Below are 15,527 nucleotides of genomic sequence, written 5' to 3'. Positions count from 1 at the left end.
AGAATTTGCGTTTTGCCCGGGCGCCACGGCGCCCGTGATCCTTCAGCGGAGCTGAGATGAAACAGTACCTCGACCTGATGCGCCTGGTGCGCGAGACCGGCACCTTCAAGAGCGACCGCACCGGCACCGGTACCTACTCGGTGTTCGGCCACCAGATGCGCTTCAACCTGGCCGACGGCTTCCCGCTGGTGACCACCAAGAAGTGCCACCTGAAATCCATCATTCACGAGCTGCTGTGGTTCCTCCAGGGCGACACCAACATCAAGTACCTGAAGGACAACGGCGTACGCATCTGGGACGAGTGGGCCGACGAGAACGGCGACCTCGGCCCGGTGTATGGCTACCAGTGGCGCAGCTGGCCGGCGCCGAACGGCGAGTCGATCGACCAGATCAGCAAGCTGATCGAGATGATCAAAAAGAACCCGGACTCGCGCCGCTTGATCGTCTCCGCCTGGAACCCGGCGCTGGTCGACCAGATGGCCCTGCCGCCGTGCCACACCATGTTCCAGTTCTACGTCGCCGACGGCCGCCTGAGCTGCCAGCTGTACCAGCGCTCGGCCGACATCTTCCTCGGCGTGCCCTTCAACATCGCCAGCTACGCCCTGCTGACGATGATGATCGCCCAGGTCTGCGACCTCGAACCGGGCGACTTCGTCTGGACCGGCGGCGACTGCCACCTATATGCCAACCATATCGAGCAGACCGACCTGCAGCTGACCCGCGAGCCGCTGCCGCTGCCGACCATGAAGCTCAACCCCGAAGTGAAGGACCTGTTCGCTTTCAAGTTCGAGGATTTCGAACTGCAGAACTACCAGGCCCACCCGCACATTCCCGCGCCGGTCGCGGTGTAACGGGTTTATCCCGCGCTAGCGCTGCAGTTCGCTGGCCAGCGCGTCGACCTGCTGGCGTCGCTCCATCTGCTCCAGGCGCGCGCCGGGGTTGAGCGAGGACCAGTCCGGGTGGGCGCGAGCGCGGCGCAGGGCCTCGGGCAGCTTGCCCTCGCGCCAGCTGTCGTCGCCGGGGGTGTCGAGCTGGATGGTGCTGGTCGCCGCGTGGCCGCGGGCGTTCAGTGCGCCGAGCAGCTGGCGCTGGCGCAGGGCGAGCAGGCGCAGCAGGTTGTCATTCAGGGTCAGCTCGCGCTGGCCCTTGAGCTTGCCGAGCAGGCGCCCGCCGTAGTTGCGTGCGGTCTGCAGGCCGCCGCCGGCCAGGGCGCCGAGCAGCGCGGCGGCGCCCAGGGTGACGCCACCTACCAGCAGGTCGATGCCCACCCCGGTGGCGGCGCCGGCCGCCATGCCGCCACCGACCTTCACCCCCAGCTGGCGCAGGGTTTCCGGGTTGAACAGGTCGTCGCCCCAGCGCCCATCGGTGAGCGGCAGGTCGGCGGCACGGGCGTCGTTGCGGCGGAAGGCATACAGGCGCAGCAGCGCGTCCACGCACTGCTGTTCGCGCTGGCGTACGGCCTGGTGCAGGGCGGCGATCTCGCCCTGTTCGATCTGTGGCTGCGTGGCCACGCTGCGCCGGCAGGCGGCGCAATCGAGCAGCAGCTCGGCGATCAGCCGCGCCCCGGCCTGGCGGCGCGCCTCGGCCTGCGCCTCGTGGTCGGCAATCAGCCGTTCCAGCTGCGGCCGGGCAGACTCGATGAGCAGGGCCAGGCTTTCGTACAGACGCCGCTCGCCGTCCAGCGGCGGCGCCACCGTGTCGAACGCCACCCGCGCGTGCAGGCCCAGGCGGGCCAGCGCCTCGCGCCATTCGCCCTCGCGCTGGTTGGCGGCGTGGATGAAGTTGAGTACCGGCAGCAGCGGTTTGCCGCAGCCCGCCAGCACCGCCAGCTCATCCTTGTACTTGGCTAGCACCGGCTCGCGGGCGTCGATCACGTACAGGCCGGCGTCGCTGGCCAGCAGCTGGCGCAGCACCTTGGCCTCCTGCTCGAAGCGCTGGCGCGCCTCGGTGCTGTCGAGGAAGCGGCCTATGCGTGCCGGGCCGTCCAGTCGCTCGCCGGGCCGTTCCAGGCGCTCCAGGTGCTCAAGCAGGGCAATGGCGTCTTCCAGGCCGGGGGTGTCGTACAGCTCCAGCAGCGCCTCGCCATCCACCGACAGGCGCGCGCCCTCGACATGGCGGGTGGTGCTGGGCCGGTGCGAGACCTCGCCGAAGCCGACATCGCGCAGCAGGGTGCGCAGCAGCGAGGTCTTGCCGACATTGGTATGGCCGACCACGGCCAGTTTCAGCGGCTTGGTCATCGGCGGCCCTCTCTCCCACTCGCGGGCAAGGGGCGGTTCCAGTGGGGCACAAAATGCACGGACTGCCCCCTCTCCCATTTATGGGAGAGGGCTGGGGAGAGGGTGCAATCAGTCATGACCACGCTCCAGCCAGGCCAGCGGCGCGCTATCGGCGAAGCGCAGGCCCAGGCGCTGCAGGGCCTCGTGCCAGTCGCCCAGGCGCTGGCTGTCCAGCGCTTCGCCTGGGGCGGGCGGCAGCAGCCAGATGCGCGTGGCGCCGGCCGTGCGCGACAGCTCGCCGAGCAGGGCCAGGGTGCCACGGTCCGGTGAGCGGCGCGGGTCGATGGCCACCGCCAGGCGCGCCGGCGGGAAGCGGCCGAGCTGGTCGAGCAGCTGCTGGCGCTGCTCGCGGCTGTCCAGCACGCCGGCGTTGGCCACCGAGGCCGGCAGTTTTGGCGGCCAGGGCCGCGCGCCATCCAGCTCCACAGCCACCAGCACGGCACCGCTGCTGGCCTGCAGTTGGCTGCCGGCATGGCTTTGCGGCAGGGCGGCAGGGGCGGAATCGATCACCCCGAGGTGCTCGCTCGGCGGCTGCAGGCGCTCGGCCAGTAGGCGGTAGGCCGGATCGTTCAGGTTCAGCGCCAGACGTGCCCGGCCGCGTTGCCAGCAGCCCAGGCACAGCAGCAGGCACAGGGCGCGCGGCAGCAGGCCGAACACCAGCAGTACGCCGAGCAGCCAGCCGGCCCAGGCATGGCGGGCAGCCTCGTCGGCCAGTGCGGCGGCACCGCTGGCGCGGATGGTATCGACGTCCGGCAGGGGAAAGCCGAGCAGGGCGGGCAGGGCGCCGAGCAGGTGGGTGAGGGCGACGAAGGTGTCGGCCGAGAGCAGGGTGGTCTCCCAGACAAAGCCATAGCGGCGGGTGCTGAGCAGGAGCAGCAGCATCACCAGGGCCGTGCCCAGCGCCAGCAGCCACAGGCCATGCACCAGCGCGCCGAGCAGCCAGCGGTTGAGCCGCTGGCGCTGCAGCAGCAGAACCAGCGCCGGCCCCAGCTGCGCCGCGGCGGCGTCACGCGCCAGCTTCTCGCTGAGCCACAGCCACAGGCGGCCGAGGGCACTCTGGTGTTCGCCGGCGGCGAGCATGCCCAGCAGCCAGCCAAGCAGGCTCAGCAGGTGCAGGCCGAGCAGGCTGCCCAGGGCCCAGAACAGGTTGATGGTGTCGCCTTCGCCCAGGGCGGCAAAGGCCAGACCGCTGCCGCCGGTCAGGGCCAGCAGGAGCAGTGCCAGCAGCGCCAGACGCGCGCCCTGCAGCCAGTGCAGCAAGGCACGGGCCTGGCCGTCGCGCGAGGCGAGGAACAGGGTGCGCGTTTCGATGCGCGCGGCCAGGTGGCCGCCGGCCTGGCGCGCCAGGCGGTTGGCCTCGCTGTCCTCCAGCGGGCCGCTGTGCTCTTCGCGCAGGCGGATGGCTTCGCACAGCCAGAGCCGCTGCAGGCGCGAGCGGGGATGCGGGGAGCTTTCAGTCACGCGGCATTCCGTTTGCGGATCAAGGCCCAAGCATAACCGCTGCGCCACGGCTGGGGGCAAACCCGAGTTGTGAGGTGCTGCCGGCTGCGGCTAGGCTTCGACGATAACAAAGACAAGAGCGCTGCCATGAAGCTGCCCCCCCTGGATTGGGTCAATCGCGACTCGCCCTACCTGCGCCAGATGCGCGAGGGTTTCCGCACCCTGCGTTTCGACGATGAGCTGGAAGCCGCCTACAAGCGCTACCACGCTGGGGTGTTCCTGCTGCGCATGCGCTGGTCGCTACTGGTGGCCATGGTGCTGTTCCTGGCATTCGCCGTGCTGGACTCCATCAGCTTGCCTCCCGAAGTGCGTGACGGCGTGCTGGGTATCCGCCTGGGGCTGATCGGGCCGATGTTGCTGCTGACCTGGCTGGCGACCTACCGCAAGCGCCTGCACCCCTATCTGCAGCGGCTTGGCGGGGTCTGCGCCGCGGTCTGTGGACTGGGCATCGCCGGCATCATCTGGATTGCCAGGGCCCACGCGTTTCCGTTGCCCTACGAGGGCATCATCCTGGCCACGGTGTTCTTCTACTTCCTTACCGGCCTGCGTTTCGCCGTGGCATCGCTGTGCGGCTGGCTGACCTTCCTCGCCTACCTGGCCGTGGAGCTGATCAGCGACCTCAATTCGGCGGTGCTGCTGTACAACCTGTTCTTCCTGGCTACCGCCAATGTCATCGGCTCGGTCGGTTGCTATTTCCTCGAATACGCCACCCGGCAGAACTTCCTCGCCCTGGGCTTGCTGCAGGACCTGGCGGAGAAGGATCCGCTCACCGGCCTGCTCAACCGCCGCGCCTTCGGCGAACGCGCCGAGGCCGGCTGGCGCCATGCCCAGCGCGAGCGCCAGCCGATCGCCGTGGCGATGATGGATGTGGATTTCTTCAAGCGTTACAACGATCACTATGGCCACAGCGCCGGCGACGAGGCGTTGCGCGCCGTTGCCCAGGTGCTGGGCAGCCATGCGCGGCGCCCGCTGGATGTGGCCGCACGCTATGGCGGCGAGGAGTTCGTCGCCCTCTGGTACGGCCTCGATGAGCCGGCCGTGCTGCGCTTGCTGGAGCAGTTGCGGGCGGAGGTGGAGGGGCTGGGGCTGGCACATGCCGAGTCGTTGGTGGCGCCGGTGGTCACGCTCAGCATCGGCCTGGCCTGGCTGGTGCCACAGCCGCATCAGGGCCTGGCCGATGCCCTGCGCCTGGCCGATGTGGCGCTGTACCTGGCCAAGGAACAGGGGCGCAACCGGGTGGTCAGCAAGCGGCCGGGCAGCGGTCAGGTGGCCTGAGCCGGCGCCAGCCGGTATCCTCGCGCCCATGAAAACGACTCTTCCCCTCTGCCTGATCGCCGCCCTCGCGCAGAACCGTGTGATCGGCCGCGACAACCAGCTGCCCTGGCACCTGCCGGCGGACCTCAAGCACTTCAAGGCCAAGACCCTCGGCAAGCCGATCATCATGGGGCGCAAGACCTGGGATTCGCTCGGGCGACCCCTGCCGGATCGGCTCAACCTGGTGGTCAGCCGCCAGGCCGGGCTGCAACTGGAGGGCGCGGAAGTCTTCCCGTCGCTGGATGCCGCCATCGTGCGCGCCGATGCGTGGGCGCGCGAGCAGGGCGTGGACGAGCTGATGCTGATCGGTGGTGCCCAGCTCTACGAACAGGGCCTGGCCCTGGCCGAACGGCTTTACCTGACCCGCGTGGCGCTGCAGCCCGAGGGCGATGCCTGGTTCCCGGCCTTCGCCGAGGAAGCCTGGCGTTGCTGCGAGTGTGAGGAGCACGAGGCCGGCGAGAGTACGCCGGCCCATCGTTTCGAGACCTGGCAACGCCGCTAGGACTTTTCTTCCACGGCATTGATCGAAGTCGCCTGCGCGAGTGGGCGACATCCTATGCTTGTGCCTTCTGCTTACAGGCTCTACTCCGATGACTGACAACACCGCCGAGCCCACACCGACGGATACGGTCGCTGCCATTTTCGTCCGCCATCCACTGTGGGAGGATGCCCTGGCGCTGCTCTTTGGCACGGCGCTGGTGGCCCTGGGCATCGCCTTCTACAGCCATGCCGGTTTGCTCACCGGCGGCACCGTGGGCATCGCCTTTCTGGCTAAGTATCTGGCCGGCTGGCCGTTCGGCCTGGTGTTCTGCTTGGTCAACCTGCCGTTCTACCTGCTCGGCATCTGGCGTCTGGGCTGGGGCTTCACCCTGCGCACCGGCTGCGCCGTGCTGCTGGTCTCCCTGCTGGCCGAGCTGACCCCGGACTGGGTTGCCTTTACCCACCTCAACGTGCTGTACGCAGCACTGTTCGGCGGCGCGGCCATGGGCCTGGGGCTGCTGATGCTGTTCCGCCACAAGGCCAGCCTGGGCGGGGTGAACATCCTCGCGCTGTTCCTCCAGGAACGCTTCGGCCTGCGGGCCGGCGCGGTGCAGATGGGCATCGACGCGATCATCGTGCTGGGCGCGATCTTCGTGGTAACGCCGGACAAGGTGGCCCTGTCGGTGCTCGGTGCGGTGATGCTCAACCTGGTGCTGGCGCTCAATCACCGCAGCGACCGCTATGTTGGGGTTAGCTGAACTCGCCTCATTTCCCGCAAAGTTACGAGTATGCCGCATCGCAAGATGTAGGTTTTATTTCTGGCGCTATTGTATTGCCACTATGCTTTGTGGATAAATCTACACCTGCGTACAGGGACGTAGTGCATTGCTGTCTGCTGCTTTGGTTCCCTGTTCATCGCATTTATCTAGCCATTGCACACAGGGATACACCATGGACTTCGCCAAAAAGGCCGGCGCTTTTCTGCTCGGCTCCTCCATTGCTATCGCTTCCGGTTGCGCCAATCTCTCCGACAATCAATGGGTCAACAAGGAAAACATCGGTACCTTGGTGGGGGTTACTGCTGGTGTGCTCATCGGCAGCCAGATTGGTGATGGAAACGGTCGAACTGCTGCCATGATTGCTGGTGCTCTGGCAGGGGGGTATCTGGGCAAAACCATTGGTGCCAAGCTGGATGACCGTGATCGCCAGGCTCTGGCTTTGCAGACGCAGCAGGCCCTGCAGCATAGCCAAGATGGTCAGAGCAGCCAGTGGACCTCTTCGCATAGCGGCGCTACGGCTACCATCACCCCGGTCAAGACGGAAACCGTGCAGCGTCAGGTAGCGGTTAAGCGCACACCCAAAGTCCAGCCTGTGGCCAACATGACGCTGATCAACAAGCCCTACCGGGCGGTCAAGTCGGCCAACGTGCGCAATGCTCCCGACCTGAATGCCGAGAAGGTTGCCGGCCTGCCAGTCGATACCACCTTCACCGCCATCGGGCGCACCGATAACGACTGGATCATGGTCGGCCGCCGCGGAGTGACCATTGGCTACGTCTACGCCCCACTGGTCGAGCAGGTGAACGCCACTCCGGCGCCGAGCAGCACAGGCCAGGTCGTGGCCGACAGCGCCACCGACCTCGACAGCCTCGACGTGGCCAGCGCTGCCAGCAAGGGTATCGACCTTGACGCCATCGACCTCGACGCCGCCCCCGTCGAGCAGCAGGTGGCTGCGCAGACCACCTGCCGCACCCTGAACTACAACGTCAGCGCCCAGGGTAGCCAGGAGTCCCAGAGCGTTCAGGCTTGCCAGGCCGCCGATGGCGCCTGGGAACTGATCTGACGGAGTCCCAGATGAAACGTATCCTTACCCTGAGCCTGCTAGCCATTGCCGTCTCGGCCGAGGCGGGCACCCATCGCCTGGCCTATTCGAAGGCGGAAAATGTTGAAGTTTTCGCCGAGTATGCCGACGGTCAGCCTTGGTGCAGCCCCACTCTGCAGCTGCGCTTTGCCTTCGGTAGCGCCACGCCAGACGCTGCCGCTGTTGGCCGTCTGCTGCCCAAGCTGGGTGGCCTGATCGGCAATCAGTGCGCCAGCGCCACCCAACTTGGTTGGTACAGCACCAACAATGCCGGCCAGCGCCTGGCCAGCGGCACGGCATCTCAGGCTGGCGGCTGGCAGGCGCAGCTAGCAACATCCCCTGCTCCTGCTCCTGCTCCTGCTCCTGCTCCTGCTGCAGAGGCTTCCGTGCCTGCTCCCGTACCCGCACCCGTTGCGGCGCCGGCTGTTCCCTCGCCCGCCCCTGCAGCAGAGCCTGCCAACACGTCTACCTCTGCGGTATCCAGCGCGCCCGCTGTGGCCCCTGTCGCTCCATCGCCTGTGCCAGTTTCCGAAGCAACTGCTCCGGCGGTGACCGAACAGGCGCCCGCTGCGGCGCCGGCCAGCCCCGATTTCGCCGTGGGTGGCTGGCAACCGTCGCTGCAGCGGGACGTTCTGGCCAAGGCCGACTTCCTGACCGAGGTCGCTGATCAGAATGGCTGCCGCTTCCGCCTCAGCGTCAAACTGGAGGATGGGGTGCAGAATGTCCGCGCCGAGTCCAAGGGCGTCGCCTGCGGTCCTGATGGTTACGCCCAGGGCAAGGGACAACTGACAATCAACCGTAGTGATGGCGTGCTGCTGCATAGCTTCACTCACGGTGGCTTCCTCGCCGGCCTGGAGTTGACGGGCGACGTGCCAAACTTGCCGGTGGTCGGTTTCGACAACAACAAGAACCTACTGTTGTTGCTTCACAGCGAGCCGGCCAGCAAGGTGCATTATCTGCTGCGGCTGGGGCGCAATTATGGTGGGCACTGGAGCTCCAATAGCGCGAGCCTGATTGCTCTTACCGAGAATCGCGAGTTGTTCCGCGATGTGGAGAGCATCCGCCGGACCATCGATATCGCCACCAATCGTATTGACCAGAGTGCTCCAGGTATCGACAGCCTGCGCTTCTATGCCATGCGTGATCTGGACAATGGCTTGTTCAAAGGTGATCGCGATTTCTGGATGTACGAGGTCAGCCTGGGCCGCCAGTATCGCAGTCGCGTGTGGGACTACAACCCGCAGCATGCAGACAACTACCTGTTCGCCTTCGAACGCAAGGAAGCCGAGCAGCTTCGCCAGGCCGAGCTGCAGCGTCAGCGCGAGGAACAGCGCCAGCGCGAGCTACTGGGCCAGCAGGCCGAGCAGCAGTTGCAGCTTTATCGTCAGCTACGTCGCGAAACCCGGAAGCCCGAAGAGCTGTACCAGCGCATCAGCAGCGATGCCAGTTACTCGCCGCTAGGCGGCGGTAGCTACGCGAGGATGCTCAAGGGCGATGCGGTGAACTATAGCCAGATCGTCTACATCGGCGGCAAGACCGACGGTGGCTGGGAAATCGAATATCCCTACCAGGCCGTGCTGAGCACTGATGACAGTGAGCAGGATGCCGACAAGGGCTGGTTCCTGGTCAAGGGCAAGGCGCGTCTCGACGACGAGCGCCTAGACGAGCAGAAGCTACCACTGACCCTGGTGACTGCAAGCAGCTTGCAGGCCTGCGAGGAGAGCGAATGTGCCGATCTGCGTGACCCGCTCAAACTGCTGCGGCATGAGCTCGGCGATCCGAACTGGACCCCTGAGTCCGCCAAGGAGCTGATCAAGCAAGCCTGGCCGGATCGGGCCGTTGACCAAGGAGATGACCAATGAAGCGCCTTGCTTTGATTGGTGGCGGCGCTGCCGTAGTGCTGGCTGCCACCTACTTCGGCCTCAGTGCCTACAGCAGCAAGCAGGCTGAGAAGCGGCTCGAGGACTGGGTGTACGACATGGAGCTGGATGACAAGCTCAGCTGGAGCTCGGTCTCCGCCAGCCCGTTCGGTGGCAGCGTCAGCATCGCTGGACTGGAGCTGGACTCGGGGGCTGATGAGCCGGCGCTGCGGATTGCCAAGGTTACGCTCAGCGAGTTGGTTGACAGCGATGAACGGAGTCAGGCACGTCTGCGCTTCCAGGGTATTGAGGCGGGGCGGGAGGCACTGTCCGGGCTGAGCAGTCTAAGCCGCATGGCTGGTGGCAACCTGGGGCGTGCTGCCCACAGCTTTGCGCCAGCTCTCAACAGTGGTCTGATGACCCTCAAGCCTTTCGACGCGGAACTGTTCGTCAATGTCGACGACGAAGACGGTAGCCTCGAAAGCGAGGTGTTCATCGGCCTGCCTGAGATGTTCGACAGTCGCATAAGCTATCGCCTGGACAATCAGCGCGACCTCAATCGCACGCTGCGGCGTCTGCCGGACGATCTGGCCGAGGCCGAGGGCCTCTACCAGGTGTTGGCGCAACTGGAGGCGCTGGACGAGAGTCTGAAGCGCGCAGAAATCGGTCGCATCACTCTTTCTATCCAGGATCGCGGCATGCTGGCGCGCAGCATCGCTCTACAGCAGCGCTACAACACCCCACTCGATCCGACCGCCGGTGATGCCGAAGGTCAGCGTCAGAAGCATTACGAGCGCCAGGTGGAACGTGGCGTGAAGCAGTGTGAGAGTGATGAGCTGGGGCGCGGTCTGGATAACGTGTGCGAGCTGCTGGAGCAGGTTCTGTTAGGTAAGGTCGATGGTGTTGAGCTGAACATCGCACCAGACGAGCCAGTACGCCTGCTGGATCTCGCCAAGCTGGACAGCCCACGGGCGGCCAAACGTTTGGTTGAGCGTCTGAATCCTCAGCTGAGCAGCCTCTGAGCCAGCATGCGCGGGGGTGAGATCGCAGGATCTCGCCCCGGGCGCAGTGATCTGCCGGCAAGCTCCCTGCCGGTATAACGCCTGTAATGGATGTATCTATGGCTTACGATTTTGGCTCGCAGTCCCTGGGGATTCGTAATCCCTTCCGTATCGAGGGCGCGCTGGTCGCGCTGCGTGGTGGCCTGATTCTGGCACTGGGCATCTACTGCCTGTTCCAGGTCGCCGGCCTGGTGGATGGCCGGCGCGAGGTGGAGGGCTGGCTGCATGCCGGCTTGGGCCTGGCGCTGCTGGTCTGGGGGCTGGTCGCCCTGGGCAATGGCCTGCTCAAGGTGTTCCGCTTTTATGTGGGGCGCAATGTTCCGGCCAGCCTGGCGAAGAACCAGGCCGACGCGGATGCTCGGCATCAGCTGAGCTACGCCGCTGATGAGTTGCACGGCATGCTGATGGGGCGCAAGAACACCACTTTCAAGGAGCCGCAGAGCCTGTTTGCGCGGCTGGTGCATACGCTGATCCCGCGTCTGATCTTCCTGCCGCCGACCTACCGCGGGCTAGCGGAGAACCTGCTGTTCGGCCTGAGCATGACCCTGTTTATGCTGCTGACCTTCGGCCTGGTCTGGTTTGCCGGTGCCACCGGCCTGGCGCGCCTGGAGGGCACGCCGGTGATGGCCTGGCTGGGCAGCCTGCTGGCGCTGTACCTGTTCAAGCTGTGGTTCGGCATGCGCAACCCGCTGCGCCACTACAGCCGTGGCGGTCTGGATATCGGCCTGCCGCGCATCGGTCTGATCATCGCTCTGGCGATTCTGCTGCCGGTGGCTCTGGTCTACGTGCATCGCCAGGTGCAGGCCATTCCCACCCTTCCGATCAACCCGGCGCCGCTGCTGCTGACCACCCTGGCGCTGGCCCTGCTTGCCTGTGGCCTGGGGCTGTTCCTGTTGCTGCAGCGCCTGCGCAGTGTCGACCCGCATACCGAGGTGTCCGAGCACCGCGACAACTGGCAGCGCAACCTGGTGCCGCGCGAGCTGTTCATCCGCCTGGAGGCGCACATCCTGGCCAATCGCCGTTACCAGGAGATTCCCAACCGGGTCTATCAGAAGTTCAGCCCGGAGATGATCGAGGAGGGTGGGCGCGACAAGGGTTCCTTCAAGGGACGCACTCTGGTGGAAACCCAGCCTGTGTACCAGGAAATCGAGCATTCGCCGGCCTACCGCCTGGTGCGTATGGTCAGCAGTGCCGTCGGGCAATTGCTCTTGGCGGCGGGCGCATTCTGGCTGGTGGGGCTGCTGGATGACCTGGCGCGGGTGGCGTACCGGCCGGAGAACCTGATGCTGCTGGGCTATCCGCTGCTGTTCTTGCTGTTCGGCCTGGTCATCAGCCGCATGAGCAACCTGTTCTGGGCCGAACTGCAGTTCCGTTCGCTGTTGCTGGACCTGTCCATCGAGGGCACCTACACCGAGTCCAGGCTCTCCACCGGTCAGAGCATCTACGACAGTACCCGTTCGGAAAACATCGTGGTGCGCTCGACCATCACCCCCTGGTTCCTGCTCAGCACCCTGCTGACCAGCACCTTCGCCCGTTCCGGCAATATGAACCTGGAGCAGCAGCGTCATGTGCTGTCGTTCGAGAAGAGCGACGAAACCCTGGCGGCGGTGCTCGGTGAGTTGGACGAGTTCTTCGACAGTCGCGAGGCAATCGCCGGGGTCAACGAAGTGGATCTGAAGTCGGCCAGTCAGATTTTCCAGATGAACGAGCAAACCCGTGCTCGCAGCCAGGCGCCGGGGGGCGCGTTGGAGCAGGAACAGGCCGCCGGTCTTCTGCGCCAGCAGGAGGGCGAGGCTGTGGTGGCGGAAAAGCTGCAGGAAACCTGAGGCGCTCTGCCCGTATGAATAAAAAACCCGGCTATATGCCGGGTTTTTTATGACTGCGCTGGCGCAGAGGTGGCTTAGCCTTCCAGCAGTGCCTTGTCGCGTACCGCACCCTTGTCGGCGCTGGTGGCCAGCAGGGCGTAGGCTTTCAGTGCGGTGGACACCTTGCGTGCACGCGGGGCGACCGGCTTCCAGCCTTTTTTGTCCTGCTCGGCGCGGCGTTTGGCCAGCTCCTCATCCGATACCAGCAGGTTGATGCTGCGGCTGGGGATGTCGATCAGCACCTTGTCGCCGTCCTGGACCAGGCCGATGGCGCCGCCGGCAGCGGCTTCCGGCGAGGCGTGGCCGATGGACAGGCCCGAGGTGCCGCCGGAGAAGCGGCCATCGGTGAGCAGGGCGCACTGCTTGCCCAGGCCCTTGGACTTCAGGTAGCTGGTCGGATACAGCATTTCCTGCATGCCCGGGCCGCCTTTCGGGCCTTCGTAGCGGATGATGACGATGTCGCCCGGCTTCACTTCATCGGCGAGGATGCCCTTCACAGCGCTGTCCTGGCTCTCGAAGATCTTCGCGTTGCCTTCGAACACGTGGATGGATTCGTCCACGCCGGCGGTCTTCACCACGCAGCCGTCCAGGGCAATGTTGCCGTACAGCACGGCCAGGCCGCCTTCCTGCGAGTAGGCGTGCTCGACCGAGCGGATGCAGCCGTGCTCGCGGTCGTCGTCCAGGCTGTCCCAGCGGGTGCTCTGGCTGAACGCCACCTGGGTCGGGATGCCGGCCGGGCCGGCCTTGAAGAAGGTGTGGACCTTCTCGTCGTTGGTCTGGGTGATGTCCCACTGGGCGATGGCCTCGGCCATGCTCGGGCTGTGCACGGTCGGCACGTCGGTGTGCAGCAGGCCGCCACGGGCCAGCTCGCCGAGGATGGAGAAGATGCCGCCGGCGCGGTGCACGTCTTCCATATGGTACTTCTGGATGTTCGGCGCCACCTTGCACAGCTGCGGCACCTTGCGCGACAGCCGGTCGATGTCGCGCAGGTCGAAGGCCAGCTCGGCCTCCTGGGCGGCGGCCAGCAGGTGCAGGATGGTGTTGGTCGAGCCGCCCATGGCGATGTCCAGGGTCATGGCGTTCTCGAACGCCTTGAAGCTGGCGATGTTGCGCGGCAGGACGTTGTCGTTGCCTTCGTTGTAGTACTGACGGCACAGGTCGACGATCAGGCGGCCGGCCCGCAGGAACAGCTGCTCGCGATCACTGTGGGTGGCCAGGGTCGAGCCGTTGCCCGGCAGCGACAGGCCGAGGGCCTCGGTCAGGCAGTTCATCGAGTTGGCGGTGAACATGCCGGAGCAGCTGCCGCAGGTCGGGCAGGCGCTGCGCTCGTACTCGGCGACCTTCTCGTCGGAGCAGGAGTCGTCGGCGGCCACCACCATAGCGTCGACCAGATCGAGGCCGTGGCTGGCCAGCTTGGTCTTGCCGGCTTCCATCGGGCCGCCGGAGACGAACACCACCGGGATGTTCAGGCGCAGCGCGGCCATCAGCATGCCGGGGGTGATCTTGTCGCAATTGCTGATGCAGACGATGGCGTCGGCGCAGTGGGCGTTGACCATGTACTCTACGGAGTCGGCGATGATCTCGCGGCTCGGCAGCGAATAGAGCATGCCGTCATGGCCCATGGCGATGCCGTCGTCGACGGCGATGGTGTTGAATTCCTTGGCCACGCCGCCGGCTTTCTCGATCTCGCGGGCGACCAGCTGGCCTAGGTCCTTCAGGTGCACATGGCCCGGGACGAACTGGGTAAAGGAGTTGGCGATGGCGATGATCGGTTTCTTGAAGTCTTCGTCCTTCATCCCGGTGGCGCGCCACAGGGCGCGGGCGCCGGCCATGTTGCGGCCGTGGGTGGAGGTCTTCGAGCGGTAATCGGGCATGACGGATTCCTGCGGCTAATCAGGGAAGCAGTGGTGTGTGGTGAGCGGGTCGGCGGCAGATGGCCGCGTCGAGGGAGGGCGTGCAGCGGGACGGGATCTCCGTCCGCTCGGCCCGGGCTCACAAGCCCGCCGGAGGATGCCTGGCGAGGAATGCCCCGATTCTACGCCGGCCGCGGCCGCCGGGGGAAGGTTGGCGGGCCGCAGGCGGTCGGCACTCAGCTGTTGGGCAGCAGGCGCACGGTCAGGCTCTTGATGTAGCGGGTTTCCGGGATCGCCGGGTGCACCGGGTGGTCCGGGCCCTGGCCGCCGCGTTCCAGCAATTGGATGTTGCGGTCGAGGTGGCGGGCGCTGGTCAGCAGGATGTTCTGCAGGTCGTCCTCGGGCAGGTGCATGGAGCAGCTGGCGCTGACCAGGATGCCGTCCTTGTTGAGCAAGCGCATGGCCTGCTCGTTGAGGCGGCGGTAGGCAGCCTCGCCGTTCTTCAGGTCCTTCTTGCGCTTGATGAAGGCGGGCGGGTCGGCGACCACCACGTCGAAGCGCTCCTCGGCGGCCTTCAGCTCCTTGAGTGCCTCGAACACATCGCCCTCGATGCAGGTGACCTTCTCGGCCACGCCGTTGAGCGTGGCGTTGCGCTCCACGCCGTCCAGCGCCAGGGCCGAGCCGTCGACGCAGAACACTTCGCTGGCGCCGAAGGCGGCGGCCTGCACGCCCCAGCCGCCGACGTAGCTGAACAGGTCGAGCACGCGCTTGCCCTTGACGTAGGGGGCCAGGCGCGCGCGGTTCATGCGGTGGTCGTAGAACCAGCCGGTCTTCTGCCCGCCCTGCACCGGCGCCTCGAACTTCACGCCGTTCTCTTCCAGCGCCACCCACTCCGGCACCAGGCCGAAGGCGGTCTCGACGTAGCGGGTGAGGCCCTCGGCGTCACGCGCGGCGGAGTCGTTCTTGAACAGGATGCCGCGCGGTTTGAGCACCTGGACCAGGGCGTCGATGACGGCGTCCTTGGCCTGCTCCATGGTGGCGGAGGCCAGCTGCACCACCAGGTGGTCGCCGAAGCGGTCCACCACCAGGCCCGGCAGCAGGTCGGAATCGCCGTACACCAGGCGGTAGTGCGGGGTGTCGAACAGGCGCTCGCGCAGGCTCAGGGCGACGTTGAGGCGGTGCACCAGCAGCGACTTGTCCAGCACGTGCTTGACGTCGCGCGACAGCAGGCGGGCGCAGATCAGGTTGTTCGGGCTCATCGCGACGATACCCAGGGCCTTGCCGCCGGCGGCTTCGAGCACGGCCTGGTCGCCGGGCTGGAACAGGTTCAGCGGCGTGGCGGCCACATCGATCTCGTTGCTGTAGACCCACAGGTGGCCGGCCCGCAGGCGACGATCGGCGTTGGCTTTGAGGTGCAGGCTGGGCAGGGACATGGGGCTACTCCGCGAAAAAGAGCGGA

12 protein-coding genes are annotated in these 15,527 nt (G+C 66.1%); 8 read left to right on the top strand and 4 right to left on the bottom strand.

Features of this window, described 5'->3' with window-relative positions:
• Positions 1 to 56: 56 nt before the first annotated feature.
• A complete protein-coding gene (locus tag PA6_RS06085; protein WP_021700014.1) occupies positions 57 to 851 on the top strand; it encodes a thymidylate synthase in 795 nt (264 codons plus the stop codon).
• Positions 852 to 866: 15 nt separating this feature from the next.
• Here the strand turns inward: PA6_RS06085 and PA6_RS06080 are convergent, their stop codons facing one another.
• Together PA6_RS06080 and PA6_RS06075 are read right to left on the bottom strand one after the other, a co-directional pair.
• Entirely contained in the window at positions 867 to 2,237 is a 1,371-nt protein-coding gene (locus PA6_RS06080; protein WP_021700013.1) for a DUF3482 domain-containing protein, read from the bottom strand.
• Between the two features lie 108 nt (positions 2,238 to 2,345).
• Entirely contained in the window at positions 2,346 to 3,737 is a 1,392-nt protein-coding gene (locus PA6_RS06075; protein WP_021700012.1) for a DUF2868 domain-containing protein, read from the bottom strand.
• Positions 3,738 to 3,863: 126 nt separating this feature from the next.
• Here PA6_RS06075 and PA6_RS06070 point away from each other — a divergent pair, with 126 nt between their 5' ends.
• The 7 genes from PA6_RS06070 (at position 3,864) to PA6_RS06040 (ending at position 12,176) form a co-directional block, all read left to right on the top strand.
• Positions 3,864 to 5,051, top strand: a complete 1,188-nt coding sequence (locus tag PA6_RS06070; protein WP_021700011.1) for a GGDEF domain-containing protein — start codon at positions 3,864 to 3,866, stop codon at positions 5,049 to 5,051.
• Positions 5,052 to 5,079: 28 nt separating this feature from the next.
• Positions 5,080 to 5,592 carry a dihydrofolate reductase gene (locus PA6_RS06065; protein WP_021700010.1) on the top strand — a complete coding sequence of 171 codons (513 nt, stop codon included), beginning with the start codon at positions 5,080 to 5,082 and terminating at the stop codon, positions 5,590 to 5,592.
• Positions 5,593 to 5,680: 88 nt separating this feature from the next.
• Positions 5,681 to 6,328: a YitT family protein gene (locus PA6_RS06060; protein WP_021700009.1), complete on the top strand. Its 648-nt coding sequence runs from the start codon at positions 5,681 to 5,683 to the stop codon at positions 6,326 to 6,328.
• A gap of 193 nt (positions 6,329 to 6,521) precedes the next feature.
• Entirely contained in the window at positions 6,522 to 7,412 is an 891-nt protein-coding gene (locus PA6_RS06055; protein ID WP_021700008.1) for an SH3 domain-containing protein, read from the top strand.
• An 11-nt stretch (positions 7,413 to 7,423) separates the two neighbouring features.
• Positions 7,424 to 9,292 carry a hypothetical protein gene (locus PA6_RS06050; protein ID WP_021700007.1) on the top strand — a complete coding sequence of 623 codons (1,869 nt, stop codon included), beginning with the start codon at positions 7,424 to 7,426 and terminating at the stop codon, positions 9,290 to 9,292.
• Entirely contained in the window at positions 9,289 to 10,311 is a 1,023-nt protein-coding gene (locus PA6_RS06045; RefSeq protein WP_021700006.1) for a hypothetical protein, read from the top strand. Before PA6_RS06050 ends, PA6_RS06045 begins: the two co-directional genes overlap by 4 nt.
• A 98-nt stretch (positions 10,312 to 10,409) precedes the next feature.
• A complete protein-coding gene (locus PA6_RS06040) occupies positions 10,410 to 12,176 on the top strand; it encodes a hypothetical protein (RefSeq protein ID WP_021700005.1) in 1,767 nt (588 codons plus the stop codon).
• A gap of 74 nt (positions 12,177 to 12,250) precedes the next feature.
• Here the strand turns inward: PA6_RS06040 and ilvD are convergent, their stop codons facing one another.
• On the bottom strand, positions 12,251 to 14,089 hold the full coding sequence (gene ilvD / locus PA6_RS06035) for a dihydroxy-acid dehydratase (protein ID WP_021700004.1): 1,839 nt from the start codon (positions 14,087 to 14,089) through the stop codon (positions 12,251 to 12,253).
• A 215-nt stretch (positions 14,090 to 14,304) separates the two neighbouring features.
• On the bottom strand, positions 14,305 to 15,501 hold the full coding sequence (locus PA6_RS06030) for a class I SAM-dependent rRNA methyltransferase (RefSeq protein ID WP_021700003.1): 1,197 nt from the start codon (positions 15,499 to 15,501) through the stop codon (positions 14,305 to 14,307).
• Positions 15,502 to 15,527: the final 26 nt, after the last annotated feature.

The sequence above is a fragment of the Aquipseudomonas alcaligenes NBRC 14159 genome (assembly GCF_000467105.1).
GTDB classification, from domain to species: domain Bacteria; phylum Pseudomonadota; class Gammaproteobacteria; order Pseudomonadales; family Pseudomonadaceae; genus Aquipseudomonas; species Aquipseudomonas alcaligenes.
This window is presented reverse-complemented; position numbering and strand designations above follow the sequence as displayed.